Origin of the sequence: Neorhizobium alkalisoli, assembly GCF_002968635.1 — a bacterium.
Lineage (GTDB): Bacteria > Pseudomonadota > Alphaproteobacteria > Rhizobiales > Rhizobiaceae > Neorhizobium > Neorhizobium alkalisoli.
In genome coordinates this window covers 453,340-478,866 of the sequence record NZ_PVBN01000003.1, presented here as the reverse complement: position 1 = coordinate 478,866, position 25,527 = coordinate 453,340, and the positions used below count along the sequence as shown (strand labels likewise).

Below are 25,527 nucleotides of genomic sequence, written 5' to 3'. Positions count from 1 at the left end.
ATCGCGCAGTCATTGGCCGGCCTTGAATGTTAAAACCGATTGCAGCACGTTCGGATCCCCTTTGTCGAGCCGGTCAAACAGCGCCGGTGCCTCGGCGAACGGGGTTTCGTCGGTGATCAACGGGATCAGGTCCAGTACGCCCTCGTGCTGCAGCCGGACTGCTGTCTGCCAGAGCCTCGGCTTTGACCAGCGATGGCTGGCCTCGGGTGCGACGCCGGAGATCTGGCTGCAGATCAGCTCGATGCGATTGTGATGAAACTCGTCGCCAAGATGCAACCCGCGCGTCTCCCCTTGAAAGAAACCCATTGCGACGACACGACTTGAATAGGCGACCGTACGTATTGCCTCCGCCAGGGCAAGCGGCGCTCCGGAGACCTCGATGCAGATGTCTGCGCCGCGTCCGCCTGTCTCGCCCTTGATGATATCGGCTATGGAGCCTTCGTTCGGATCAAACACGCGATGCGCGCCGAGCGTGGCCGCCAGTGCGCGCCGGTTCTCCAGGGGATCTACACCGATGACGGTCGCTCCCGAGGCGCGCGCGGCTTGCACCACAATCTGTCCGGGGACGCCAAGGCCAAACACGACGACCAGGTCGCCGAGACGAATGCGAGCGTCGTGGATGCCGTTCAACGCCACCGCGCCGATATGGGAGAACACGCCGATGCGCGGATCGGCTCCGGCGGGCATCAGTCGCATCGCGGCCTCCGCCTCGCTCATCACATGCGCAGTGCAATGGTTCCAGGTGCCGAAGACGTGGTCGCCGGGTTTAATCCGCGTCACCGCGGCTCCGACCAGCTCCACTATGCCGACTTCCTCATAGCCAAGATTTCGCACTGGGTAGGTCCAGCTCGGCGTACCGTCGCGAAACATGCGGGTTTCGACGTCCCATTGGCGTTTCATAAACGGGCTGGTGCCGCGATATTGCGACAGTTCCGTGCCGGCGCTCACTCCGGAATAGAGCGTGCGGATTAATACATCTCCGGCCTGTAAGGTCGAAAGGGCCAATGGCTCGAACGCCAGCCGGCGCTCTGCCGCAAGCACAAGACGGCACTCCTCCACGATTTCTCCTCCAAATCGCTCCTTCGACTAGTTAACCAGCATTTCAAACGTTTGCAATCTCATTTAGGCTTTGCGCAGAAGCGCGCTGTCTGGACCTGCAACGCGCTGCTGCGCGCCAAGCGAGAGGCTTCCCAGTGCCTGTCAGCGCGGACTCGTAGATCAGGTAATCGAGGAACCGCAGGTTTTCAGCCGACGCGTGGCCGAGGGCGGGCAACGGAAGGCTGTTGGACCCCGGTCGAGATCGCGAAATGCGCATCGCCAGTATGCATGGTCGATGAGGACGGCCTGCGTGATCTCGCGGCAGCAACGTGACGTCAATCGGTTGCCCGACCCCGATCTAAATCTATCGGCGGTCGCGTCCTGATCAGCTTGTGACAGAGCGGACCTCATCCGTCCATCCATTCAATACGGAGAACATCCGGGCCGGCGCATCAAATGAGGGCTTTCCCACGTCAAACGGTGGGAGGAGTTTCCTGTCCCGTTCTTTTCGGCTGCGAAAGTTGCAGCAACATTCCGAGGACAAGCGGACCATCGGGTAATGCTGCCGCAATTGTCTAAGCCTAGCAACCGGAGCCATTCAGTAGCGAAGTGCGACACGCCATCCGTGGGTGGTCGTGCTTCACATCCAAGGAATGTCGCTTATGGCTTTGAAATGGACGATGAGATTGACCAAGGCAGGGATGCTTTTGGGAGGCGTCTACGTCGCCGTCGTGTTTATCGATCCCGCACGCGGAACGATCGATACGAATGAACGGGTGAAAGAGGTCGTGAGGGCGGTTGCGGCAAGCCAGCTCGATAAACCGCGCTGACCCTGATCGCGTTGCCTGTCATCCTCTCCTACATCGACAGTCTGACCCACTGGATTGCAGGGAGAGTGCTGACGCATTCCACCGGCCAGACCGAACGTCAATCGCCGAAACAGGCAAAGCAATGACCCGTACCGCCATTCTCCGCCTCTTCGGCAGGTTTCTCCTTTCCGCCATCCTGATGGCCGCCCTTTTCGGAGGGCCGCTTGCCCTCCTGATTATTTTCTCGAGGCGGTTCACCATGTAGCTCGGGATGGATGACAATTGTTCCGATACAATGGCTGCGCAGCGCATCCTTGTTTGCGATCTCGCCCAAATGGCTGACGTGCAAGTCGTGCTGGTTTGTTGCAAAGGCCACGGAGCAGATGCCTTAAGTCCACTGAGTGAAGGTCAGCGTCCCGGCATTCAGAGCACCGGGGTCGTTTGCTTTGTATCGGGCGCGATATTATAGCCAGCAGTTTGAGCTATCGCAGTACCGAAGAGAGAAACTCGCGAGTTCGCTCCTGCTTCGGTGCTTCGAAAATCTCTTCGGGTGTTCCCTGCTCGCAAATGCGACCTTTGTCGAAAAAGCAGACGCGATCCGACACTTCGCGGGCAAAGCGCATCTCGTGGGTGACGAGCAACATGGTCAGATCGTGCTCATGCGCCAGTCCGCGGATGACCGACAGCACTTCGCCAACCAGTTGCGGGTCGAGCGCCGAGGTCGGCTCATCGAAAAGCAGGACACGCGGACGCATGGCCAGAGCGCGAGCGATAGCGACGCGCTGCTGCTGTCCGCCGGATAGTTGCACCGGATAGTGGTCTTTCTTATCCGCAAGTCCAACCATCCGGAGCAGCTCATTCGCACGCTCCTCAGCTTCCGCACGCGCTATTCCCAGCACTCGAACCGGTGCTTCGACAACGTTTCGAAGAACCGTCATATGCGGGAAGAGATTGAAGCTCTGGAAGACCATACCGACATGATTGCGGATCTGACGCAGATGTTTTTCCGAGGCCCGAAAAGGGCCTTTGCCGCCCGCCTCGTGATAGGAAACGTCGGCGAGCGTCAGCTTGCCCTCCTGGAACGGCTCTAATGTCATCAGGATGCGCAGAACTGTCGATTTTCCAGAGCCGGAGGGGCCGATTAGGGTGACCTTTTCGCCCTTCGCGACGCTGAAATTGAACTGGTCGAGCACCGTCAGAATGCCGAAGCGCTTGCTGACGTCGGAAAACTCGATGATGGGCGGGTTGATGTTGTCGGTCATCGCAAGGGTATTCCTGCTTTCGGAAGAACTTGCTGCAGGCGGTGGAGGCCGGCCGAGCAGATAAGCGTCAGGAGAAGGAAGATTAGGCCGACAAGCGTCAGCGGCACGAGATACTCGAAGGTGCGTTCGCCGATCATGTTGGCGAGGCCCATCATTTCAAGAACGGTGACCACGGAAAGAACCGGTGTTTCCTTGATCATGGCGACGAGATAGTTGCCCATGGCGGGCACGATGCGAGGGATGGCCTGGGGAATGATGATGTCGCGATAGGTCTGCGCCCGTGTCAGATTGAGCGCGGTCGAGGCCTCCCATTGGCCATAGTGTATAGCCTCGATGCCGCCGCGATAGACCTCCGACGTATAGGCCGCATATTGCAGACCGAGCGCGAGTGCACCGGTGAGAAAGGCGGGTAGCACGACACCGAAATCCGGCAGCACGTAATAGAGAAAGAATAGCTGCACCAGAAGCGGCGTGTCACGCAGGAATTCGACAATGAAGGCCGTAGTCCAGGAGATTGCCTTGACCCGGCTGCGGCGCAGCAGTGCAAACACGAGGCCGAGCACAAGCGCGATGGAAAAGCCGGCGGCGGCGGCCTTCAACGTCACCGTCAGGCCGATCAGGATGATGGGCAGGATCGAGGTCGTGTAGGTGATCCAGGTGGTCGTGTCCCACTCGTAGCCATACATCATGGAGATACAATCCTTAGGAATGGGCCGAGCGCGGGAAAACGTTGCCGCGCCGCACGAAATGCTCGATCACTCGAATCGCGACCATCAGCACGAGCGACATGGCGAAGTAGCAGACGAGCGTGATCGAATAGATGCTCGTACTGTCGAGGGTGATGTTGCGGATCGACTGGGCTGAAAAAGTGAGATCGGCAATGGAGATCAGAGATACGAGAGACGAGAGCTTCAGCGTCTCGATGGCGAGATTGCCGAAGGCCGGCATCATCTCAACGACCGCCTGCGGCAACGAAATGCGAAACAGCGTCTGAAACCGGTTGAAGTTCAACGCGCGGGCCGCTTCCAACTGCTGCACCGAGACTGACGAGAGCGCACCGCGCACGATTTCCGCGCCATAGCCGCCCGCATGGGCTGCCAGCACCAGAATGCCGGTCGTGATCGGGTCGAAGCTCAAACCAACCAACGGCAGTGCATAGTAGAACCAGAAAAGCTGGACGAGCAGCGATGTACCGCGAAACACCTCCGTGTAACAAAGCGCGATAGCCGACAGGATCGGCCCGCCTTCTACACGCAGGATTCCGAAGAAGAAGGCAAGCACGGTGCCTACGACAATCGCCGCCAGGGTGATCGTCATGGTGACGGTCGCGCCTTGCCAGAGCATAGGCAGGTAGGCTGTCCAGTCCATCTGGAAGTCTCCCGGGGTTCAACGGATGACGCCCGGCCAGAGCCGAGCGCCTTTTTCCGTTACTTGCCAGCACAAAGATCGGCGACGTTCTTTTCCGCAGCCGCAGCGATACTCTGTTCCGAGAGGCCGTACTTGGCGAGGATCTTCTTGTAACCGTCCGTCTTGCGGAACTCGACAAGGGCTGCATTGAAGGCGTCGCGCAGTTCCTTGTCTTCCGGGCGGAAGGCAAAACCGCCATAATTGCGGACCGGTGCGCCCTTGACGATAGGATCTTCGAAGGGGGCTACCTGCTCGACCTGGGCTTGGGCCTTCGCGAGTTCTGAGACGGTCAACTCCGTCGCCGCATAGGCGTCGGCCCGGCTCTGCACAGTCGGGATCGCATCGGCATTGGCTGGAATGAAGACGATCTGTTCTTCCTTGACGCCGACGGCGCGCAGGAAGTCGACATTGTTGGCACCCGAAACCACCGCGACCTTGAGCGATGGGTCTTTCGCGATGTCGGCATAGGTCTTCAGGCCTTTCGGATTGCCCTTCTTCACCAACAATCCTTCGCCATAGGACGAATTCGGCTCGGTGAAGGCGACCTGTTTGCAGCGTTCGGGCGAGATATTCTGCTCGGCTGCGGCGAAGTCGAAACGCCGTGCCTTCAGGCCCGGGATGAGCGTGCCGAAGGGCGTCACCGTCCAATTGACTTCCTCTACACCCATAGACTTCAGGACGGCGTTGGCGACATCCGGTCCGATGCCGGCGGACGTGCCGTCCGGCTGCATGTAGGAATAGGGGACTTCATTGGCGGTCGCGGCACGGATGTAACCCTGCTCCTTGACCTCTTTGACGGTGAGCGCGCTGGCAGATGTGATGGTCAGGCTGAGGGCGAGGGCCGAAAGCCCGGCGATTTTCATGATGTGCATGTTCATTCTCCTCTGGTTGATGGTTTGCGGTCCGTTTTCGGATCTCGCGTCGTGTTAGGGCTTAAGGTTTCTCCGCGATCGTCGCGATGACGGAAAGGCAATCGCCGGCCTTGATGAGACCGGGCACGTGACGGGCGGCAAGCACGCCGTCCATGGCGGCACGATATTTGATCGGAGCAATGCCGGTCTTGCCGATGGGGTAGACTTGGGCGATGATCTCTCCGATCTGAACTGGGTCACCGAGATCACGTGCAAACGCAATCAACCCGTCATCCTGCGCGAACGTGAAGCAATCGTTCGAGGGCATGTCCAGCCATCGCGTCGGCTGAACATTCAGGCCGCCCTTCAAGATTCCGGCATGACGCAGGAGATTGAAGCTACCTTTTCGCGCAATCTCGATGGATTTTGCGCTGGCCGTGCCAGCACCGCCGAGCTCGGTGGTAACGAATACCTTCCCCATCTCCTCAACCGTCGTATCCAGCATGCCGACCGCATCGATCTCCAGCATCCTCATCGAATAGGGGGCCGCGAAGGCGGCCACCGCGTCGAAACAACGCGCTTCCTGATCCTTGTCGGGCAGCTCGTGAGCTGCGGCATAGGGCAGGAAGTCGAGCGTCTTGCCGCCTGAATGGAAGTCGAGCACGATGTCGGCCAGCGGGATCAGATGGCGCGTCACATAGTCGGCGATCTTTTCCGTCACCGTGCCATCCGGGCGACCTGGAAAGCTGCGGTTCAGGTTGCCGCGATCAATCGGCGAGGTGCGCGTGCCGGCGCGAAATGCGGGATAGTTGAGCGCCGGGACGATGATGATGCGGCCGCTCACCTGTGACGGATCGAGCGTTTGCGCCAGTTCGAAGAGAGCGGCCGGTCCCTCATACTCGTCCCCATGATTGGCTCCAGTCAGAAGGGCGGTTGGCCCCTCGTCATTGGCGATGACGCAGATCGGAATCATCACCGAGCCCCATGCGCTGTCGTCTCGGCTATAGGGCAGGCGCAGGTGGCCGTGCTGCACGCCCTTTCCATCGAAATCGACGGAAGGAGTGATCGGCGAGGGGCGAAGCCCGGTGGTCAGCATGGTGTTAGCCCTTCACGAACAGCTGGCGCGGCACGTTCGACAGGCATTCGACGCCGGTTTGGGTGATCGCGATGCTTTCGGTGATCTCCAGCCCCATGTCCTCGAGCCAGAGGCCGGTCATGAAATGGAAGGTCATGCCGGGCACCAGTTCCGTGCGGTCGCCCGGGCGTAGGCTCATGGTGCGTTCGCCCCAGTCCGGCGGATAGGAGAGACCGATCGGATAACCGGTGCGATTGTCCTTGATGATCCCGTATTTCTTCAAGACGGCGAAGAAGGCGTTGGCGATATCCTCGCAGGTATTGCCCGGCTTTGCCGCGGAAAGCCCTGCGTCCATGCCTTCGAGCGTCGCCTTCTCCGCGTCGAGAAAGGCCTGGGTCGGCTTGCCCAGGAACACGGTACGCGACAGTGGGCAATGATAGCGTTTGTAGGCGCCGGCGATTTCGAAGAACGTGCCTTCGCCCAGCCGCATCGGCTTGTCGTCCCAGGTCAGGTGCGGCGCGGAAGCATCTGCTCCCGAGGGTAGAAGCGGCACGATCGCCGGATAGTCGCCGCCGAATTCCGAGGTCCCTCGAATACCGGCATCATAAATCTCGGCGACCAGATCGCATTTGCGCATGCCCGGTTCGACGACATCGACGATACGTTTGTGCATCAGTTCGACGATCTTGCCGGCCTTGCGCATGTAGTCGAGTTCTGTCGGGCTTTTGACAGCACGTTGCCAGTTGACGAGGCCTGCCGCATCCTTGAAACGAGCATTCGGCAGATGCTTCTCTAGCGACGCGAAGGCGGCGGCCGAGAAGTAGTAGTTATCCATCTCGACGCCGACCGTCAGGCCCGACCATTTGCGCTCGCCGATGATCTGCGACAGGAGATCCATCGGGTGGCGCTCGGACGACTGCACGTAGTGATCCGGGTAGCCGATAATATTGGCGTGGTCGAGGTAGGCGGTGCGCTTTGCGCCGTTGGCGTCCTGTTTGCGGCCGTACCAGATCGGCTCGCCGCTCGGCGGTACCAGCACGCATTGATGCACATAGAAGGACCAGCCGTCATAGCCGGTAAGCCAATGCATGTTGGACGGATCGGTGACGATCAGCAGATCGATCCCTGCCGTTTCCATGGCGCGGCGAGCCTTGGAAAGGCGCTCGGCATATTCCTCGCGCGTAAAGTTCAGCGTTACGCTCACGCGGCATCTCCCATGTTTGTGTCGTTCTCGATCGTCTGGCCACGGCCTGCTTGTCCCGCACGGGTGAGAGCCAGATTGGCGATTGCCGTGTCCTGCACGCCGGTCCCCGTGAGATCGGCGAAGGTAATTTCGTCGGCACTGGTCCGGCCCGTTGCCTTGCCGGCGATCACGGCGCCAAGCTCGGCGAACTGTCGATCGGGCTGCACGGCGCCGACCTTGATGGCATGGTGCAATTCGCCCAGAATCCGGGTCTGGCTGATGCGATCGGCGACATAGGTCGCGCGGGAAAATACGGCCGGGTCGATCTCGTTCTTGTGCTCGGAATCCGAACCCATCGCGGTCAGGTGCTGACCCGGTTCCAGCCACTCGGCGATCAGAATCGGCTTTTCCGCCGGCGTGGTGGTGACCACGATATCGGCGCCGGTGACGGCGTCTCGCGGATCGGCAACGGCCGAAATTTCGATGCCGTATTCGCGCGCAAGATCGGCGGCAAGTTTTTGCGCTCGGGCGTGATCCCGCGCCCAGATGCGGGCGGACCTGATCTGGCGCACGAGCATCAGCGCAGCAAGCTGCAGCCGCGCCTGCACGCCGGCGCCGAAGATCGTGGCGACAGAGGCTTCTTCGCGTGACAAATGCCGGGCAGCGACGGCGCCGGCGGCGGCGGTACGAACCTCGGTGAGATAGCCGTTGTCGAGAAGCAAGGCCTCGACCAGACCGGTCCTGGCGCTGAGGACGATCATAAGACCGTTGAGGCTCGGCAGGCCGAGCTTCGGGTTGTCGAAGAAGCCGGGGCTGACCTTGATCGCGAAACTGCCAAAACCCGGCACATAGGCTGTCTTCACATCCACTTCGCCGCGGAACTCAGGAATGTCGAGGCGCAGGATTGGCGGCATGGCGACGGCTTTGGTGGCGAGCGCCGCAAAGGCCTGCTCGACGCAATCAACCGCGGACAAATCGAGGGTGACGGTAGCGCGGAGGTCTTTTTCCGTCAGAATGCTGATGCGGCTCATGCTGCGGCCCCCTCGACAATGTTCCGGTGTTTTTTCGGGTCGATATTGCCGCCCGATACGATGACCGCGCTCGGGCCGGAAGGGCGAACCTTCTTTGCCAGGAGGGCCGCAATCCCAACCGCCCCTGCGCCCTCGACGATTTCGCCTTCTTCGCGCGCTGCATGGCGGATACCGGCAGCGATCTCGTCTTCGGTGAGCAGCACGACCTCATCGAGAAGGTCTCGGCAAAGCGCGAAGGTAACGCGGTTTGCATGACCGATGCCGCCACCGAGCGAGTCCGCCAGCGTTTCTTCTTCGCGGATTGCCACCGGTTTGCCTGCAGCAATGGCTGCATGCATCGCTGCTCCGCGCTCCATAGAAATTCCGACGATGCGGACCTGCGGCTTCAACGCCTTGACGGCTGCGGCGATGCCGCCAGCCAGGCCGCCGCCAGAAAGGGGAATGAGTACGATAGCGAGGTCGGGCAGGTCCTCGACAATCTCGAGACCGATCGTGCCTTGGCCGGCAACGACGTTCGCATCGTCGAAAGGCGGGATCGGGGTCAGGCGACGGTTCTCGACGAGGCGCTCGACCTCTTCCTGTGCATCGTCCTGAGAAGTACCGACGATCCGAATTTCGGCGCCGAGTGTGTGGATCGCTTCGATCTTGTTGGCTGGAACGAGCGCTGACATGCAAATGGTGGCCGGAACGCTCAGTTCTCGTGCGGCGTAGGCGACGGCGCGCCCATGATTGCCTGTCGAGGCGGTCACGAGACCGCGTTTGCGAGCCGCGTCGTCGAGCGACAGGATCGCATTCATAGCGCCGCGCAGCTTGAAGGCGCCGATTGCCTGACGCGTTTCGAGCTTGAGAAAAACGGGCTGGCCGATGGTCTCGGAAAGAGTTTTCGAATGAACGAGCGGCGTGCGCGAGACGCGACCAGCAATGCGTGCAGCCGCCTGCTCGATGTCTGCCAACTGGACCGGCAGCACCTTTTTCTCGGTTAGAATGGGTGGGGCGTCGCTCATCATAATTGTCATGTTGTGAGCGAAGCAAAATCATGTCAATTAATATATTGTCATGATTCAATGATTGTGCCGGTCAACCTACCCCATGGAGCCGATGTCATAGACCGGAGGCAATTGCTCGAATGCCTGGCGCACCGTCATCAGCGCCTTGGTCAGCGTCGTGTGGCTCATGCGCCCGCCGAGGCAGATCCGAATGCCCCCGCCGTGGCCAGGCCCGGCGATGAACGGGTCGGACGGCGTGACGGCGACATTCTGGATGGCGAGCGATCGCACCAGCCCGTCTTCCGTCCAGTATTTTGGAACCTTCAGCCAGGCGCAAAGCGACAGCGGGTGGCTGGAGGAGATATGGTCCCCGATGATATCCGTGGCGATGCCCTGGCGGGTCCGAGCCTCGTTGCGCTGGAGTTCGAGCAACCGCTGCGCGGTGCCGTTTTCTATCCAGCGTGTGGCGATCTCGCCGGTCAGATAGGTGCCGCTCCAACTCGATACGCGCAGGATAGAGGCGGCACGGATGGAGTAGGCTGGGGGGACGACGAGATATCCGACGCGCAGCCCGGTCAGCACCGCCTTGGTAAAGCTCGTCACGAAGAAGCCGAGATCGGGCAGCATCTCTGCGATTGAAGGCAGGTCCTCCTCGATCAAAGGGCGGTAGACCTCGTCCTCGATGACGAAAACCCCGTGACGTTCCGCGATCGCGGCTATCTCACGCCTGCGCCCCGCGCCCATGACGTGGCCGGTCGGATTGTTGAGCGTCGGAATCAGCACCAACGCCCGTACGCCGCCCGAAGCGCAAGCGGCCTCCAGAGCGTCGGGCAAAATACCTTCACTATCCGTCGGGAGGCCCTTCAAACTAAAGCCGAGTATGTTGGAAAGTCCGATAGTTCCATGGTCGGTAAGATTTTCGCTCAAGACCACGTCGCCGGAACGGATGATGCAGCTCAGCGCCAGGAAGATGCCGTGAGCGGCGCCATTGGTCATGAGGATGCGTTCGGCTCCGGCAGAAACGCCCAGAGTGCGCAGCCAGATGCGGGCGGCTTCGCGATGACGATCAAGGCCGGCGATCGGACGGCATGGGCGCATGAAGTCCGCGACGCTGCCTTCGGACATGTCACGAAAAATCTCGCGAGAGGCGGCTTCGTGTGCATCGAGATAAACGCCGCGAACGATCGAAAGGTCGAGCACCTCGTTCGGGCTATGATCGAGCATCATGCGTCCCGCCCGATCCGTAACGCGCGCCTTGACGAAGGTGCCGCGACCTATTTCACCGCTCAGATAACCGAGGCGTTCAGCTTCCTTGTAGGAGAGACTGACGGTCTGAACTGAAAGGCCGAGCTCACGCGCCAGGTCGCGATGCGTGGGCATGCGATCCAACGGCTTGAGGAGACCGGCATCAATATCGGCGATGATGCGCTCGGTGAGTGCCGCATGCTTCGTTTCACCCTTCTGTTTGGCGAGGTTCGGTCGCCACGCCACCGGTCTCGTCGCGGGAACAGGGGTCAGGGTGACGGGATTGGCTTGGCGGCGCATGAAATTGTCTCGTTTTTGGCGAAGATATTTTCATGACATTATGCACGCTTCATCGAAAAGATGAAGCGTTATACATTGCCGGTGGCGATTGCTCTGCAAATAAGCAGTGTCGTGGCGATACTGCCCGCAAAGCGGGCACAGCCGCGCAAGAAAATCCCGCCCGGCTAATTTATGTCAGATCTTTTCGCCAGCCTGCACCAATTCGTCCATGACGGATCGGACTGCGGACTCGGCGATGGCGACTATCTCGTCAATTTCGCCCTTTGTCGTCACGAGCGGCGGCGCAAAACCCAGGATGTCGCCGTGCGGCATGGCACGAGCAATCAGGCCACGATTGCGCGCAGCCTTCGAGACACGCGCCCCAACGGTCAGGCCGGGCGCAAAGCGCGTCTTTTTTTCACGATCCGCCACGAATTCGATTGCGCCCATCAATCCGACCCCACGTACTTCACCCACGATGGGAAGTTGTGCGAATTTCGCCTTCAGTTGTTCCTGGAAATAGCTGCCGACTTCGCGCGCATTGCCCGGCAAGTCCTCCTTCTCGACGATGTCGAGAACGGCGTTGGCGGCTGCAGCGCCGATCGGATGGCCGGAATAGGTGTAGCCGTGCGAAAAAGCTCCGACGCGATCGGCACCTTCTTCCAGCACCTTGTAGACCTTTTCCCCGACGATCGCGCCAGACAGCGGAAAATAGGCCGAGGTCAGACCCTTGGCGACGGTGATCAGGTCCGGTTCGATGCCGTAATGCTGCGAGCCGAACATCGAGCCCGTGCGTCCGAAACCGGTAATGACTTCGTCGGCGATGAGCAGGATGTCGTATTTCTTGAGGATCGCCTGCACTTCTTCCCAATAGCCCTGTGGCGGCGGGGTGATGCCGCCCGTACCAAGCACCGGCTCGGCGATGAAGGCGCCGATTGTGTCCGGGTCTTCGCGCAGGATCAGAGCATCGAGTTCCGCTGCGCGGCGCTTCGAAAACTCGAGTTCCGTCTCGCCAGCCTTCGCACCCCAGTAATGATGCGGTGCGCCCGTGTGGAGAATGCCGGCGCGCGGCAGGTCCATGTGGTCATGGTAGAAACTCATGCCGGTCATGGAGCCGGATACGACGCTGCAACCATGATAACCGCGTTCGCGGGATATAATCTTCTTCTTGTTCGGCTTGCCGCGCAGGTTGCTGTAGTACCACACGAGCTTGGCCTGTGTCTCGTTGGCATCAGAACCGGACATGCCGTAGAAAACCTTGCTCATATTACCCGGCGCCATCTTCACCAGACGGTCGGAGAGGATCGCGAGTTCGTCGGTCGTGTGCGCCGCATAGGAGTGGTAGTAGGCGAGGCGGTAGGCCTGGCGCGAAATGGCCTCGGCCACCTCGGTTCGGCCATAGCCGACATTGACGCAGTAGAGACCAGCAAAGCCATCGATCAACTGCTTGCCGTGAGCGTCCTGGATGCGGATGCCTTTGCCGGTTTCGACGATCGTCGGATCACCCATCTTGCCGCTGGCAAAATCCTTGAGCTGCGTAAAGGGATGTAGAACCGAATTGCGGTCCATCTGGGCGATCTGGTCGAGGTTGACGGTCATGGCAAAGGATCCTTTCATGCAGCGAGATTGCCGAAGCAGACATATTTTGCTTCGAGATATTCGGAGAGGCCATGGCGCGAGCCTTCGCGACCGAGGCCTGATTGCTTCCAGCCACCGAACGGAATCGGAGCACCGGTGAATTTCGGCGTGTTGACGGCAACCATGCCGTATTCGAGCCGGTCAGTCAGACGCATCGCCCGAGCGAGATCATTGGTATAGACGTAGGCGGCCAGCCCCATTTCGGTGGCATTGGCGCGGACCAGCACTTCCTGTTCGTCATCGAATGGCAATATCGCGGCTACCGGCCCGAACGTTTCCTCCCGTGCGATCAGCATATCGTCGGTGACTTCGGCAAGAACGGTCGGTGTGACGAAGTTGCCGCCGAGCGGGCTATCCTGCCCGCCGCATACCAGGCGTGCACCGGCGGAAAGCGCTTGTGCGATCTGCTGACGGCATTTTTCGGCCACCGATGCCCGCGTCATGGGGCCGATATCGGTGCCCGGTTCAAAACCATGGCCGACGGTGAGCTCGGAAGTGGCCTCGGCGAACCGATGGACGAACCGATCGTAAAGTCCGCGCTGGACGTAGATGCGATTGGCTGCAAGGCAATCCTGGCCGGACGTCGCGAATTTGGCGCCGATGCAGCCGACGACGGCCTTGGAAAGATCGGCGTCGTCGAAAAGAATGAAAGGCGCATGGCCGCCAAGTTCCAGCGAAGCCTTTTTGACGGTCGCCGCAGATTGTGTGAGCAGGATCCTCCCGACCTCAGTCGAGCCGGTGAAGGAAAACGCCCGCACATCCGCATGTTCCAGTAGACGGCGCGCGAGCGGTGCGGCTTCGCCGGTGATAACCTGAAATACGCCAGCGGGAATGCCGGCCTCCTGCGCAAGCTTTGCCAGCGCGAGCGCCGAAAGAGGGGTTTCCGGGGCAGGCTTGACGATCATGGTGCAGCCGGCAGCGAGAGCAGCGCCCGCCTTGCGGGTGATCATGGCAGAGGGGAAATTCCAGGGTGTGATGGCGACGGTGACGCCCAGCGGTTGCATGTGTACCGAAAGGCGGCTGCCAGGCAGGTGGCTTGGGATTGTTTCGCCGTAGGCGCGCTCGCCTTCGGCGGCAAACCAGTCGAGGAAATTGGCGGCATAGGAGATTTCGCCAAGCGCTTCCGCCAACGGCTTGCCTTGTTCGGCGGTCATGATGGTTGCAAGGTCCTGCGCGTTGTCGCGCATCAGCTTGCCCCATATGCGTAGGATCTGCCCACGTTCGGCCGGAAGCTTGTCGCGCCAATCGAGAAAAGCGCCCTTTGCAGCTTCGACCGCTGCATCGACATCTTCAAACGAGCAAGCTGCGACATCGGCAAGGCGTTCGCCATTCGCAGGATCAACAACTTCATGGGCCTCGTTGCGGGCAACCCATGCGCCATTAAGAAAGGCACGGCGCTCGATCAAGTCGGGTCGCGACAGGTTTTTCAGGGCAGCAGAGGCAATGCCTTTCATGGGGAGGCTCCGATTGGGGTTTACAAGGACCCTAACCGCGCGTCATGATCAATTGGCAGTGTTCAGCCCTGCATTTGCGCAGGATCTACGCTTATTTATGGATTCTTACGCAGGATTTCTGCATGATCAGACTTGATAGAGCCGACAGAGCGCTGCTTGACGCCGTCCAGAAGAACAATCGCCTGACTTCGGAAGAACTGGCGCAGATCGTCAATCTCTCGCCGACGGCATGCCAGAGGCGGCTGAAGCGGTTGCGCGAGGAGGGGGTCATCGAGGCGGACGTGGCGATTGTCTCGCCAAAGGCTGTGGGACGCGGCATCACCATGATCGTTCTGGTGTCGTTGGAGCGCGAGCGCGCGGATATCGTTGACCGGTTCAAGGCAGCGATCCGCGCCACCAAGGAAGTGATGATCGGCTATTACGTGACAGGTGATGCCGACTTTATCCTGGTGATCACGGCGAAGGACATGGAGGACTATGAAGCCTTCACACGCCGCTTCTTCTACGAGAACTACGATATCAAAGGCTTCAAGACGATGGTCGTCATGGATCGCGTGAAGGCAGGATTCGCCTTTCCCATAGACAACGATCCGATAGAGTTTCGATAGTCGTCGTTAGCGGTTTCTCGCTGTCAATCACCAGCGCAATGCAGGGTCCCGGCGGGAATCTTGTATCCCCGGTAACTGCATCAGGAGAAAAGTGAAAATCGGCTGTTTACAACTAACATGTTAGTGAGGTATCAGATTTCAATCTCATGGAGGAGTACCTTAATTGCCCACCAAATTTGGCCTTTCGGCAGCTCTCACAAGCCCGTTCAAAGCTGACGGTATGATTGATGTCGATGTCATGATCGGTCATGCACGTCGTTGCCTGGCCAATGGCTGCGATAGTGTCACCCTGTTTGGTACGACCGGGGAGGGGTGTTCGATCGGGAGCCGGGAGCGGCAGGCTGTTCTCTCGCGGTTCATCGAGGCGGGAATAGCGCCGTCCGCAATCGTGACTGGTGTTCTGGTGGATTCGATCGAAGATGCCGCAGATCAGGCGTCCCAGGCTCTCGAAGTTGGGGTGCGCAATATTCTTCTTGCCCCGCCATCCTATTTCAAGAATGTCAGTGACGATGGGCTGTTTGCATGGTTCTCGGCCGTATTTGAGAAGCTAGGCACGGCTGCCCGCGATGTTCTCGTCTACAACATACCCTCCGTCACCATGGTGACCTTGTCGGTCGAGCTGGTGGGGCGGCTACGCCGCGCATTTCCTGGTGTCGTCACCGGAGTTAAGGACTCCTCCGGAAACTGGGCTCACACCGAGCAGCTGTTGAAGGATCATGGGGACCTTATCATTTTGATCGGCGACGAGCGTGACCTTGCAAAAGGTGTGCGTCTCGGCGGTCAGGGAGCCATTTCGGGTGTTGCCAATTTCCTGCCGGGCGAAGTTCGTGCGATGGCCGTTGATGGCAAGAATGATCGCCGGGTAGAGGATCTTGTTGTCGAACTCCTGAAATTCCCGGTGACGCCTGCCGTGAAGGTGCTGCTATCCCACACGATGGGAGAAGACATCTGGCTCAACGTGCGTGCGCCGCTCGTGGCGGTCTCGTCGGAAGACCGAAGCAGGATTAAAGGCGCGTTCGACGCACTATTTCGCAAGCAGGCAGCCTGACGGCCGCCTACAAGGGGTGGGTATGGACGATACCGGTGAACAGACAACTTTGAGGGAGCGGGCGTATGAGAGCTTTACGCACCACCTTCTGTCGCGTGACGTTCGCCCGGGACAGTTCATCTCTCAGCGCCGCCTGGTAGAGTTGACGGGTCTGCCGCTAGGAGCAATTCGCGAGGCCATTCCACGGCTGGAAGCCGATGGGCTGATCAAGACCGTTCCGCAGCGGGGGTTGCAGGTTGCCCATATCGATCTCAACCTCATCCGCGAGGCATTCCAGTTCCGCATCTTTCTCGAAAAGGAAGCCTTGGCCCTATTTACCCTTTCTGCCTCTGACGAAACGATCGCAAGGCTTCTTAAGGAGCATCGCGACATCGCCGAGGCGGCAGAAAACGGCAACGTTTCACCGGAACTGGATCAGCATGCCCAGGCTGTGGACTGGGGCATGCATGATGCTTTCATCGACTCGCTCGGCAACTCGATCATCTCGAACGCCTACCGCGTCAATTCGATCAAAATGCGCCTCATCAATCAGGAGCGCTTCCGCATCGCCGGCCACGTGAGGTCGGTTATGAAGGAACATCTCGCCATTCTCGAAGCCATCGAGAGGCGATCCGTAGAAGAAGCCGTGGAGCGGCTGACGGCTCATATCCGCAGCGCAAGGGATAGGGCATTGGCAATTTAAAGAAGCAGCAAGCCGGGGTGAGGAGAATTTCCGGCTAGATGGAGGAGAAGGAAATGACACATTCATTGCTCAAGCCTACACGCCGCGGGTTTCTGGCGGGTACAACGGCAATCGGCGGAAGTGCCCTGCTTGGCATCCGCCCGGCATCGGCCGCGATCAATTGGAAGAAGCACGCAGGCACCACGCTCGAGGTCAATCTGGTCAAGAGCCCGCGCAGCGAAACGCTGATCAAATATCTGGGAGAGTTCCAGGAACTTACGGGCATCAAGGTCAATGCCGAGGCCACGCCTGAGCAGCAGCAGCGCCAGAAGGTCGTGATAGAGTTGTCCTCGGGCAAGCCGAGCTTCGATGTCGTGCACCTAAGCTACCATGTTCAGAAACGGCAGTTTGAAAAGGGCAAATGGCTGGCCGATATCAGCGGCTTTCTGAAAGATCCCTCGCTCACGGATCCTTCTCTCGTTGAAGCAGATTTCGCAGATGCCGGCATGCAGTTTGCCAGGGATGCGGACGGCGTGCTGCGTTCGCTCCCGTTTTCGGTCGACTACTGGATTATCTACTGGAACAAGGAGCTTTTCGAGGCAAAGGGTCTGAAATATCCTGAAACCTTCGAGGAGATGGTGACAGCGGCTGAAAAGCTCACCGATCCCTCTACCAACACCTATGGCTTCGTCGCGCGGGGCCTCAAGAACGCCAATACCCCCGTCTGGACCTCGCTGATGCTGGGGTATGGGGCAAAGCCCATCGGTGCCGACGGAAAGCTTGCAACGGATTCGAAAGAAGCCGTGGAGGCCGCAAAGCTCTATCAGCGCCTGATGACGAAGGCGGCACCTCCTGGCGTTTCCGGTTTCAACTGGGCGGAAGCGCAGTCTGCTTTCCTGCAGGGCAAGATCGGGATGTGGTTCGATGGCGTGGGCTTCGCTCCGCCGATCGAAAACCCTGAAAAATCCCGCGTCGTCGGCAAGGTCGGTTACGGTGTCATGCCCAAGGGACCGTCGGCACAAGCGTCCGGCACCTTCGGAGATGGTCTCGGTGTCGTGGAAGCCAGTACCAAGAAGGAAGCCGGCTATCTCTTCTGCCAATGGGCTATCTCGCATGAGATGGGCGCACGGCTGCTTCAGGCCGGTGCCGGCGTTCCGTTCCGCCAATCCATTCTGGAAGACCGGAAGGTGCGCGAGGGCGTGAAGATGCCGGCTGCCTGGCTTGATGCCGTCGTTGGTTCGGGCAAGATTTCGCAGTTGGCGCTTCCCGTCATCATTCCAGTAACGGAGTTCCGCGACAGCTTCGGCGTTGGCCTCACCAACATGATCGGCGGCGCTGATCCGGCAACCGAGCTCAAAAAGGCCACGGAGCAGTTTGCACCGGTTCTAGCGCGAAGCGAGGGATAATGGCCTCGGTGGGCATGGAAAATACGGCGGCACGCAGCGGCCGTGAAAAAGGGAGCAAGCCCGTGCGGCTTGCTCCCAATTATTGGCCGTTCGTCATACCGGCACTTGTCGTTATTTCAGCCGTGATCGTGTTTCCTTGGGTCTTCACCTTGTGGATGAGCGCGCATCGGTGGACCCTGGGGCAGGAACAGAGCTTCATCGGGTTCGACAACTATATCCGGCTGGCCGGCGACGCCCGGTTCTGGGAATCCCTGTGGCACACCCTTCTCTACACCGTGCTTTCGGTGGTGGCGCCGCTGTTTCTCGGAACCCTAGCGGCTCTGGTTTTCGACGCGCAATTCCCCTTGCGCGGTTTCCTGCGGGGCGTATTCGTCATGCCTATGATGGCGACCCCGGTTGCCATCGCGCTCGTATGGACGATGATGTTTCATCCGCAGCTCGGCGTGCTGAACTACCTGCTGTCCCTCGTCGGAATCGGGCCGCTGGAGTGGATCTACAACCAGTCTACCGTCATTCCCTCGTTGGTGCTGGTCGAGACCTGGCAGTGGACGCCGCTCGTTATGCTGATCGTGCTCGGTGGGCTGGCCTCCATACCGCGAGAACCCTATGAGAGCGCGGAAATCGACGGTGCCAACGCGTGGCAAAAGTTCCGCTATCTTACCCTGCCGATGATCGCACCATTCCTGATGATTGCCCTGATCATCCGCTCCATCGACGCCGTCAAAAGCTTCGACATCATCTATGCGATGACCCAGGGCGGACCCGGTACGGCATCGGAAACGATCAACATCTACCTCTACAACACGTCATTTGCCTACTACGACATCGGGTACGGCTCAGCCATGGCCGTCATCTTCTTCATAGCCATTGTGGCGCTCTCCTTCGTGCTGCTGATGGTTCGCCAGCGCACCAACTGGTCGGAGATGGAGGAACGCTGATGAAACGCAAGACACTCGACCGCATCGGCCTCTTCTTCGTGGCGCTGGTTATGATATCGCCGGTCGTCCTGTTCTTCCTCTGGATGATCTCGCTATCGCTGAAATACGAGATCGACAACGGTGCCTACCCACCGATCCTGATACCGGAGCGGTTTGCGTGGTCGAACTATGTGAGGGTTTTCGAGGAGAACAACTTTTTCCTCTACTTCTGGAATTCAGTTCTGGTCACCGGTGCCGCAACCATTCTGGCGCTGCTGATCGGCGTTCCGGCCGGCTACGGCATCGCTCGTCTCAAGGCGGAGAAGTCGGCTGTCGTCATCATGATCGCCCGCATGACGCCAGGTCTCTCCTTCCTTATTCCGCTTTTCCTGCTGTTCCAGTGGCTGAACCTTCTCGGCACGCTCTGGCCGCAGATCATCATTCACCTGGTGGTCACCGTTCCGATCGTCGTCTGGATTATGATCGGCTATTTCGAAACCACTCCCAAGGAACTCGAGGAGGCTGCGAGCATCGATGGCGCCTCGTCTTGGCAGGTCTTCCGCCTTGTCGCACTACCGATCGCAAAGCCCGGCATCGTCGTGTCCTTCATCCTGGCGGTGATCTTCTCCTGGAACAATTTCGTTTTCGGCATCGTACTGGCAAGCCGCGAGACCCGCACCTTGCCGGTCGCCGTCTACAACATGCTTTCCTTCGAGCAGGTCAGTTGGGGGCCTCTTGCGGCAGCCGCCTTGATCGTGACGCTGCCGGTGCTGCTGCTAACCATGTTCGCACAGAAACAGATCGTTGCGGGCCTTACCGCCGGCGCCGTCAAGGGCGGCTGAGATCAAACGCTTCATCACGGGATCATATCCATGGCATCGGTCAATATTCAGAATGTTCAGAAGCGTTTCGGCGCAGTCCGTGTGATCCACGGCATCGACATCGATATCCAAGACGGGGAGTTCGTCGCACTCGTCGGCCCGTCCGGCTGCGGCAAGTCTACGCTGCTGCGCATGATTGCCGGGCTTGAGGAATTGAGCGATGGCGAGATCCGTATCGGCACGCGCGAGGTCAGCAACCTGCCTGCCCGAGATCGGGATATCGCCATGGTTTTCCAGAATTACGCGCTTTATCCGCACATGACGGTCAAGGACAACATGGGCTTCGCATTGAAGTTGAAGAAGGCCGGTGCGGAAGAAACCAGGGCGAAAGTCGATAGAGCTGCGTCCATTTTGGGATTGGAGAGCCTGCTGGAGCGTTATCCGCGCCAGCTCTCTGGCGGTCAACGCCAGCGTGTCGCCATGGGCCGCGCGCTGGTGCGCGATCCGCAGGTTTTCCTGTTCGATGAACCACTGTCGAACCTCGATGCCAAGCTTCGCGTGCAAATGCGTGGCGAGATCAAGGCGCTGCACCAGCGCATCGGGACCACCACCATCTATGTCACGCATGACCAGGTGGAAGCCATGACCATGGCCGACAAGATTGTCGTGTTGCACGATGGGGTGATTGAGCAGATCGGCGCGCCGCTGGAGCTCTACGACCGTCCCGCCAACCTCTTCGTTGCCGGCTTCATCGGTTCGCCGGCCATGAATTTCATCCGCGGCCGCGTGGAAGAGGGCGTGTTCCGCACCGGAAACGGGCTGACGCTACCTCTGCCGCAAAGTGCAAATCCCGCAACGCTGGGGGGGCGCGAGCTCATCTGCGGCGTCCGGCCGGAGCATATTCGCGCAGTCGCAACCGGCGGTATTGAAGGTCGGGTGGAACTGGTGGAGGGCACAGGTTCGGAAATCTATGCCAAGCTCACCTGCAAGAGTGATGAAATCGCCTGCCTGTTCCGCGAGCGGCTGGCTGTGCGCTTCGGCGATACGATTCGGATCGCCATCGATCCGTCCACTGTCCATTTGTTCGACATAGAGACGGGCAAGCGTATCTGATCCGGTTACCGGCATGGAAACGAGTAGCTCAGAGTCGGAAAAGCACGCGAAACACGTGCTGTGCGTGGGCGCTGCCGTTCTCGACACGTTGTTTCGTGTGCGCGAGATGCCGTGCGGCGAGGGCAAGGTGCTTCCGTATGCCATGATGCAGATTGCCGAAGGCATGGCATCCAGCGCCGCCTATGCGGTTTTTCGCATGGGCGGCCGTGCCAGCCTTTGGGCTGCGGTTGGAGATGATGAGACCGGCCGTCGCATTTTGAATGATCTGAGCGAAAGCGGTATCGACACAAGCGGTGTGACGATTGTCGAAGGAGCTCAGTCCGCTCTTTCGACAATTCTGGTCGATGACAAGGGCGAACGGCTGATCGTGCCGTTTTACGATCATAAGCTGCATAGAAACAAACGAGCCTGCACCGCCAGCGACATCGCTGCCTTCGATGCCGTGCTGGTGGATGTGCGGTGGCCCGAATTGGCCTTCGACGTGCTGAACGTGGCCCGCAAGATCGGCAAACCGGCCATCCTCGATGGCGATGTCGCCTCGGTGGATACGCTTGAAAAGCTGGTGCCCGCGGCCAGCCACGTCATCTTTTCGGAACCTGCTGCCAGGCTGTTGACGGGTGCCGAACGGGTCGTGGATATGCTGCCGTGTCTTCACCAGCGTTACCCCGAGACGTTCATTGCCGTGACCGCTGGACCCGCCGGCTGCCATTGGAAAGAGCCCGGAGATGCCACCTTACATTTCGAGCACGCGATGCGTATCAAGGCTATCGATACGCTGGCCGCGGGCGACATCTTTCATGGCACGTTCGCACTTGCCATCGCCGAGGGAATGTCGAGCCGAGCCGCCATTCGCCTTTCTTCCGCCGCCGCCGCTCTCAAATGCACTATTTTCGGCGGTCGGTTAGGCGCGCCAAGCCGATCTGAAGCGCTAGCTGCGTTGCGGGCGTGGTGTGAACAGGCTTGAACCCGTTTTTCGGTATCGCAGACAGCTGGGTGCGGGGACCGATAGCTCAGATCCCTTCCGCAGCACAGGCAGACCGATCGAGACGTCATCCGTTTCCAATGTGATTGCCAAAGCAGATCAATAGAACGTCCGGCGGAAGGGCATAATCGCCGCGCCCATCGCCGGAGCGTCGCTCGCAATCTCGGAAATGATCAATTTCGGGCTGGCGCGATGTATGCCGTAGCGGGGGCGGTCGAAAATCTCCGTCCGATCAATCAGCATCTGCGCCAGCCCGGTGGGTATCTGGCCGCCGAATACGATGGCCTGCGGATCGATGGCGGCGCGAATGGCATTGACCAGACGATTGTAGGCTGGTGTCACCTCGTCCACCCATTCCAGAACACCAGGCCATTTCGGGTCGAAATGCCGGCGCATATAGTGAATGGAGGGAACGTTGACACCGTTCCGGTTCAGCCGGTTGATGATATATTGAAGGGCCGGCCGCCGTTCCGTTTCAACGGCGTCGAACATTCCGGAGAATTCCCCGGCGTTGCCATTGCCACCCTGCATCAGTTCGCCATCGCTAATGACACCGCCGCCGAAGCCGTAGTTGAAGCTCAGATATGCAAAATGCCGGATGAAGCGACCGGCACCGAACATGGATTCGGCAATCGCACCGGCCTTACCCCCATTGATCACCCAGGCCGGCCTGTCGAACAGGTTTGCGATGATCGGGCCAAGTTCGATCAGGGACCATTCGTGAAGGGGGAGCGGCGCGTTATGGCGCGTTCCGTCGACATGGTAACCGGCGATCGCAAAACCCACGCCAAAAAAGCCTTCATCGGCTAGATCATTCTGCTTTTGCAGATCGGCTACCTGCGCTTTCACGAGTTGCAGAGCCTGAGCCATGGTCAGTTCGCGCAGGGGAACCTCGCTTTCGCCAACGACATTGCCTGCAAAATCCATCAGGCAGATTCCGATCACGTCCGTATTGACCGAAATACCGCAGGCATAGGCATGGCTGCTGCTCAGCCGCAACATAGGGCTTGGCTGCCCTCGCCCGAGGCCGGGCTTTGCCGAGCCAAAAAGAATGATGCCGCGCTCGGCCAAATGGTCAAGGATGCGGTGCACGGACTGCTGCGTGAGATCGATATGCCCGGTGATTTCCGAGCGCGATATGCCCGGATTTCGCCAGATCAACTGCAAAATCCTCCGCTCATTGGGGGAAACCACCGTGTCTTCGTCGGAACGAAGAAAGCGCTTCGGTATCAGGGCTTCCGGCGAATAGAAATCCGTCACTGCTCAACCTTTACCATATAAGTGTAATAAATTCACTCATGCCCCATAGGTAGTCTCTGACTACAAGCGAAAACTGCAGATTTCAAGCCGTCTAGCCGTCACTCAATTGTTACACACAAAGTGTAGTAAGCGCTCGCAACGGCCCGAGATCGAACTCGGCCGGTTCAAAATCAGGCGAGGGCAATGATGAATAGGTTCACTCTGGCGGCCGCAGCCGCCCTCATGGCAGGCGCAGGTTCGGCGCAAGCAACCAATTTCGAATTCTGGTACGGCAACACGGGCAATGTCGAAGTGGCCATCAAGGCACAGTGCGAGGCCTTCAACGGCGCACAGAGCCAGCATAAGGTCAATTGCGTCGGACAGGGTAGCTACGAAGTCGCAATGCAGAAGGCGATCGCCGCCTATCGCGCGAAGAACCATCCGGTTCTGATCCAGTTCTTCGACGCCGGCACGCTCGACCTGATGCTGTCGGACGCCGTCGAGCCGGTCCAGGACCTGATGCCCGACGTGAAGTGGGACAATTTTATTGCCGGCACGCGTGCTTACTACGAAACCTCGGGGGGCAAACTGTTTGCCCAGCCCTACAATTCCTCGACGCTTCTCTTCTACACCAACAAGACCGAGCTTGAAAAAGCCGGCGTGACGCAGACCCCGACTTCCTGGGAAGAGATCATCGAAGCCGCCCGCAAGTTGAAGGCCGCAGGCCATGCCTGCCCGTTCGTCACCGATGGCGACACCTGGCGCGTGCTCGAACAGTTCTCTGCCCGCCACGGCCTGCCGATCGCGACCAAGCACAATGGTTATGACGGTCTCGATGCCGAATACGTCATAAACACCACCTTTGCCGCCAAGCATCTCGCCAATCTCGTCGATTGGCGCAAGGAAGGCCTCGTCCGTCTCGCCGCCGACACCAAGGCCGGCAACTACACCGCCGCCTTCAATGCCGGGGAATGCGCGATGATGGAACAGTCGTCCGGTTCCTATGCCGCCGCCGCCAAGGCTTTCGAAGGCAAGTACGAACTGACCGTCAACATGGCGCCGATGTACAAGAGCTACGAGCGCCACAACACCTTCGTCGGTGGTGCTTCCATCTACGTCATGAAGGGGCACAGCAAGGACGAAATCGAAGCGGCGAAGGCCTTCCTCGACTTCCTGCGCCGCCCCGAACAGCAGATGTTCTTCACCGCGGCCACCGGCTACGTGCCGGTCACGACCGACGTTCTCGACGCCATCGCCAAGAGCGACGAGGCCAATTCGCCGAAATACGCGACAGCCAAGGTCGGCGTCGAATCCATGAACCAGCCGGCGACGCCGGATACCCGCGGCATCCGCCTCGGCTTCTATGTGCAGTTCCGCGAAGTCTTCATGGAAGAAACCCAGAAGGCTTTTGCCGGCCAGCAGACCATGCAGGTCGCGCTCGACAACACCAAGAAGCGCGGCGACCAACTGCTGCGCCGCTTCGAGCAGACCTACAAGGGCAAGCAGCTTCCCTGACCTGACGCAAGCAAAGGTATAGGGCGGCGGACCGCCCTATCCCCGTTTCCTTTGTAGAGGCCTTCTCCATGTCTTTGGAATCCTCCCTGTTCAGCCACCGCTGGCTGCCGCTTCTCCTGGCGGTGCCGCTTATGTCGCTGATCGTCCTGTTCTTCTATGTGCCGGTCTTCCAGGCCTTCTACTGGTCGTTCTTCCTGGAACAGCCTTTCGGCGGCGGCTCGCAATTCGTCGGCCTCCAGAATTTCGAGCGCGTGCTTTCCGATCCGGAATTCTGGATGTCCGGTTGGCGCACCATCGTTTTCATGATGACGGCGTCGTCGCTGGCGGTCGTGGTGCCGCTGATGCTGGCGGTCGCCGCCGATCGCAAGATCGGCATGTCCCTTCCGGCGCGCAACATCCTGGTCTGGCCGAAGGGCATTGCCGGCGCCTCGATCGGTGTCGTCTTCGCCTTCATCTTCAACCCATTCGTCGGCATCATGGCGCCGCTTAACACCATGTTCCCCGGCCTTTGGAATCCCGGTATCGATGGGACCGACGCCTTCATCACGCTTGTCGCGGCGCATGTCTGGAGTGGCATTCCGTTCAATTTCGTCATTCTGCTCGCCGGCCTGCGCTCCATTCCGCACACCATGTACCAGGCGGCGGCCATGGACGGGGCCGGGCCCTGGCGGCGCATTTTCGACGTGCAGTTGCCGCTGATCCTGCCGCAGCTCTTTCTGACCTTCGTGCTGGAATTCACCGAGAGCATCACATCGGTCTTCGCGCTGATCGATACGATCACCGAGGGCGGCCCAGGCGGATCGACGACGCTGCTGGTCTACAAGATCTATGTCGACGGTTTCAGCGGCTACGATCTCTCCGGCGCCTCCACACAGACAGTACTCCTCATGATCTTCGTCGTCCTTCTCGCAGCTTGCCAGTTCGTCTTCCTCGGCCGGCGCATAAACTACGAGCGCTGA

The 25,527-nt window shown here is 59.5% G+C and carries 24 protein-coding genes; 11 read left to right on the top strand and 13 right to left on the bottom strand.

All coding sequences use genetic code 11. From position 1 onward, the window contains the following. Positions 1–9 precede the first annotated feature (9 nt). Positions 10–1,005, bottom strand: a complete 996-nt coding sequence (locus C5L13_RS09615) for a zinc-dependent alcohol dehydrogenase (protein ID WP_205836820.1) — start codon at positions 1,003–1,005, stop codon at positions 10–12. 695 nt (positions 1,006–1,700) lie between these two features. Here C5L13_RS09615 and C5L13_RS28720 point away from each other — a divergent pair. Continuing rightward, positions 1,701–1,868 (top strand): hypothetical protein, encoded by a 168-nt coding sequence (locus C5L13_RS28720; protein WP_158693424.1) that lies wholly within the window; start codon positions 1,701–1,703, stop codon positions 1,866–1,868. A 461-nt stretch (positions 1,869–2,329) separates the two neighbouring features. Here the strand turns inward: C5L13_RS28720 and ehuA are convergent, their stop codons facing one another. From ehuA to C5L13_RS09555, 11 genes are all read right to left on the bottom strand, one after another. After that, positions 2,330–3,109, bottom strand: a complete 780-nt coding sequence (gene ehuA, locus C5L13_RS09605) for an ectoine/hydroxyectoine ABC transporter ATP-binding protein EhuA (protein ID WP_105383037.1) — start codon at positions 3,107–3,109, stop codon at positions 2,330–2,332. Then, positions 3,106–3,798: an ectoine/hydroxyectoine ABC transporter permease subunit EhuD gene (gene ehuD / locus C5L13_RS09600; RefSeq protein ID WP_105383036.1), complete on the bottom strand. Its 693-nt coding sequence runs from the start codon at positions 3,796–3,798 to the stop codon at positions 3,106–3,108. The genes ehuA and ehuD overlap by 4 nt, the downstream gene beginning before the upstream one ends. 13 nt (positions 3,799–3,811) lie before the next feature. Next, positions 3,812–4,477, bottom strand: a complete 666-nt coding sequence (gene ehuC, locus C5L13_RS09595) for an ectoine/hydroxyectoine ABC transporter permease subunit EhuC (RefSeq protein ID WP_105383035.1) — start codon at positions 4,475–4,477, stop codon at positions 3,812–3,814. Positions 4,478–4,536: 59 nt separating this feature from the next. Continuing rightward, a complete protein-coding gene (gene ehuB, locus C5L13_RS09590; protein WP_105383034.1) occupies positions 4,537–5,388 on the bottom strand; it encodes an ectoine/hydroxyectoine ABC transporter substrate-binding protein EhuB in 852 nt (283 codons plus the stop codon). 61 nt (positions 5,389–5,449) lie between these two features. After that, complete coding sequence (doeB, locus tag C5L13_RS09585; RefSeq protein WP_105383033.1) at positions 5,450–6,463, bottom strand: N(2)-acetyl-L-2,4-diaminobutanoate deacetylase DoeB; 1,014 nt, start codon at positions 6,461–6,463, stop codon at positions 5,450–5,452. Between the two features lie 4 nt (positions 6,464–6,467). After that, the gene (gene doeA / locus C5L13_RS09580) at positions 6,468–7,646 is read right to left on the bottom strand and encodes an ectoine hydrolase DoeA (protein WP_105383032.1); all 1,179 of its coding nucleotides are present in this window, start codon (positions 7,644–7,646) and stop codon (positions 6,468–6,470) included. Continuing rightward, positions 7,643–8,656 carry an ectoine utilization protein EutC gene (eutC, locus tag C5L13_RS09575; RefSeq protein ID WP_105383031.1) on the bottom strand — a complete coding sequence of 338 codons (1,014 nt, stop codon included), beginning with the start codon at positions 8,654–8,656 and terminating at the stop codon, positions 7,643–7,645. The genes doeA and eutC overlap by 4 nt, the downstream gene beginning before the upstream one ends. Next, on the bottom strand, positions 8,653–9,672 hold the full coding sequence (gene eutB, locus C5L13_RS09570) for a hydroxyectoine utilization dehydratase EutB (protein ID WP_105383030.1): 1,020 nt from the start codon (positions 9,670–9,672) through the stop codon (positions 8,653–8,655). The genes eutC and eutB overlap by 4 nt, the downstream gene beginning before the upstream one ends. A 66-nt stretch (positions 9,673–9,738) precedes the next feature. Continuing rightward, a complete protein-coding gene (ehuR, locus tag C5L13_RS09565) occupies positions 9,739–11,187 on the bottom strand; it encodes a MocR-like ectoine utilization transcription factor EhuR (RefSeq protein ID WP_105383029.1) in 1,449 nt (482 codons plus the stop codon). Between the two features lie 174 nt (positions 11,188–11,361). Next, complete coding sequence (locus C5L13_RS09560; RefSeq protein WP_105383152.1) at positions 11,362–12,765, bottom strand: aspartate aminotransferase family protein; 1,404 nt, start codon at positions 12,763–12,765, stop codon at positions 11,362–11,364. 14 nt (positions 12,766–12,779) lie between these two features. Beyond that, positions 12,780–14,258: an NAD-dependent succinate-semialdehyde dehydrogenase gene (locus C5L13_RS09555; RefSeq protein WP_105383028.1), complete on the bottom strand. Its 1,479-nt coding sequence runs from the start codon at positions 14,256–14,258 to the stop codon at positions 12,780–12,782. A gap of 122 nt (positions 14,259–14,380) precedes the next feature. On the opposite strand from C5L13_RS09555, the gene C5L13_RS09550 reads away from it, so the two are divergent. From C5L13_RS09550 to C5L13_RS09515, 8 genes are all read left to right on the top strand, one after another. Next, positions 14,381–14,866: an Lrp/AsnC family transcriptional regulator gene (locus C5L13_RS09550; RefSeq protein WP_105383027.1), complete on the top strand. Its 486-nt coding sequence runs from the start codon at positions 14,381–14,383 to the stop codon at positions 14,864–14,866. A gap of 163 nt (positions 14,867–15,029) precedes the next feature. After that, on the top strand, positions 15,030–15,914 hold the full coding sequence (locus C5L13_RS09545; RefSeq protein WP_105383026.1) for a dihydrodipicolinate synthase family protein: 885 nt from the start codon (positions 15,030–15,032) through the stop codon (positions 15,912–15,914). Between the two features lie 22 nt (positions 15,915–15,936). Next, a complete protein-coding gene (locus tag C5L13_RS09540; protein WP_105383025.1) occupies positions 15,937–16,596 on the top strand; it encodes a GntR family transcriptional regulator in 660 nt (219 codons plus the stop codon). 53 nt (positions 16,597–16,649) lie between these two features. Further along, complete coding sequence (locus C5L13_RS09535) at positions 16,650–17,981, top strand: ABC transporter substrate-binding protein (RefSeq protein WP_105383151.1); 1,332 nt, start codon at positions 16,650–16,652, stop codon at positions 17,979–17,981. Next, entirely contained in the window at positions 17,981–18,919 is a 939-nt protein-coding gene (locus C5L13_RS09530) for a carbohydrate ABC transporter permease (RefSeq protein WP_105383024.1), read from the top strand. Before C5L13_RS09535 ends, C5L13_RS09530 begins: the two co-directional genes overlap by 1 nt. Beyond that, entirely contained in the window at positions 18,919–19,740 is an 822-nt protein-coding gene (locus tag C5L13_RS09525) for a carbohydrate ABC transporter permease (RefSeq protein WP_105383023.1), read from the top strand. Before C5L13_RS09530 ends, C5L13_RS09525 begins: the two co-directional genes overlap by 1 nt. 30 nt (positions 19,741–19,770) lie before the next feature. After that, positions 19,771–20,832 carry an ABC transporter ATP-binding protein gene (locus C5L13_RS09520; RefSeq protein WP_105383022.1) on the top strand — a complete coding sequence of 354 codons (1,062 nt, stop codon included), beginning with the start codon at positions 19,771–19,773 and terminating at the stop codon, positions 20,830–20,832. Between the two features lie 13 nt (positions 20,833–20,845). Then, complete coding sequence (locus C5L13_RS09515; protein ID WP_105383021.1) at positions 20,846–21,796, top strand: sugar kinase; 951 nt, start codon at positions 20,846–20,848, stop codon at positions 21,794–21,796. 117 nt (positions 21,797–21,913) lie between these two features. On the opposite strand, the gene C5L13_RS09510 is transcribed toward C5L13_RS09515, so the two are convergent. Beyond that, entirely contained in the window at positions 21,914–23,074 is a 1,161-nt protein-coding gene (locus C5L13_RS09510; RefSeq protein ID WP_105383020.1) for an ROK family transcriptional regulator, read from the bottom strand. A gap of 183 nt (positions 23,075–23,257) precedes the next feature. Between C5L13_RS09510 and C5L13_RS09505 the strand changes: the two genes are divergently transcribed. Together C5L13_RS09505 and C5L13_RS09500 are read left to right on the top strand one after the other, a co-directional pair. Continuing rightward, a complete protein-coding gene (locus C5L13_RS09505) occupies positions 23,258–24,568 on the top strand; it encodes an extracellular solute-binding protein (protein ID WP_407070415.1) in 1,311 nt (436 codons plus the stop codon). A 68-nt stretch (positions 24,569–24,636) separates the two neighbouring features. Next, positions 24,637–25,527: a carbohydrate ABC transporter permease gene (locus tag C5L13_RS09500; protein WP_105383019.1), complete on the top strand. Its 891-nt coding sequence runs from the start codon at positions 24,637–24,639 to the stop codon at positions 25,525–25,527.

Excerpts from the sequence above, each read along its gene's own strand:
- C5L13_RS28720 (WP_158693424.1), top strand. The coding sequence starts at position 1,701 with ATGGCTTTGAAATGGACGATGAGATTGACCAAGGCAGGGATGCTTTTG.
- ehuA (WP_105383037.1), bottom strand. The coding sequence starts at position 3,109 with ATGACCGACAACATCAACCCGCCCATCATCGAGTTTTCCGACGTCAGC.
- ehuD (WP_105383036.1), bottom strand. The coding sequence starts at position 3,798 with ATGATGTATGGCTACGAGTGGGACACGACCACCTGGATCACCTACACG.
- ehuC (WP_105383035.1), bottom strand. The coding sequence starts at position 4,477 with ATGGACTGGACAGCCTACCTGCCTATGCTCTGGCAAGGCGCGACCGTC.
- ehuB (WP_105383034.1), bottom strand. The coding sequence starts at position 5,388 with ATGCACATCATGAAAATCGCCGGGCTTTCGGCCCTCGCCCTCAGCCTG.
- doeB (WP_105383033.1), bottom strand. The coding sequence starts at position 6,463 with ATGCTGACCACCGGGCTTCGCCCCTCGCCGATCACTCCTTCCGTCGAT.
- eutC (WP_105383031.1), bottom strand. The coding sequence starts at position 8,656 with ATGAGCCGCATCAGCATTCTGACGGAAAAAGACCTCCGCGCTACCGTC.
- eutB (WP_105383030.1), bottom strand. The coding sequence starts at position 9,672 with ATGACAATTATGATGAGCGACGCCCCACCCATTCTAACCGAGAAAAAG.
- ehuR (WP_105383029.1), bottom strand. The coding sequence starts at position 11,187 with ATGCGCCGCCAAGCCAATCCCGTCACCCTGACCCCTGTTCCCGCGACG.
- C5L13_RS09560 (WP_105383152.1), bottom strand. The coding sequence starts at position 12,765 with ATGACCGTCAACCTCGACCAGATCGCCCAGATGGACCGCAATTCGGTT.
- C5L13_RS09555 (WP_105383028.1), bottom strand. The coding sequence starts at position 14,258 with ATGAAAGGCATTGCCTCTGCTGCCCTGAAAAACCTGTCGCGACCCGAC.
- C5L13_RS09550 (WP_105383027.1), top strand. The coding sequence starts at position 14,381 with ATGATCAGACTTGATAGAGCCGACAGAGCGCTGCTTGACGCCGTCCAG.
- C5L13_RS09540 (WP_105383025.1), top strand. The coding sequence starts at position 15,937 with ATGGACGATACCGGTGAACAGACAACTTTGAGGGAGCGGGCGTATGAG.
- C5L13_RS09535 (WP_105383151.1), top strand. The coding sequence starts at position 16,650 with ATGACACATTCATTGCTCAAGCCTACACGCCGCGGGTTTCTGGCGGGT.
- C5L13_RS09530 (WP_105383024.1), top strand. The coding sequence starts at position 17,981 with ATGGCCTCGGTGGGCATGGAAAATACGGCGGCACGCAGCGGCCGTGAA.
- C5L13_RS09525 (WP_105383023.1), top strand. The coding sequence starts at position 18,919 with ATGAAACGCAAGACACTCGACCGCATCGGCCTCTTCTTCGTGGCGCTG.
- C5L13_RS09520 (WP_105383022.1), top strand. The coding sequence starts at position 19,771 with ATGGCATCGGTCAATATTCAGAATGTTCAGAAGCGTTTCGGCGCAGTC.
- C5L13_RS09515 (WP_105383021.1), top strand. The coding sequence starts at position 20,846 with ATGGAAACGAGTAGCTCAGAGTCGGAAAAGCACGCGAAACACGTGCTG.
- C5L13_RS09505 (WP_407070415.1), top strand. The coding sequence starts at position 23,258 with ATGATGAATAGGTTCACTCTGGCGGCCGCAGCCGCCCTCATGGCAGGC.
- C5L13_RS09500 (WP_105383019.1), top strand. The coding sequence starts at position 24,637 with ATGTCTTTGGAATCCTCCCTGTTCAGCCACCGCTGGCTGCCGCTTCTC.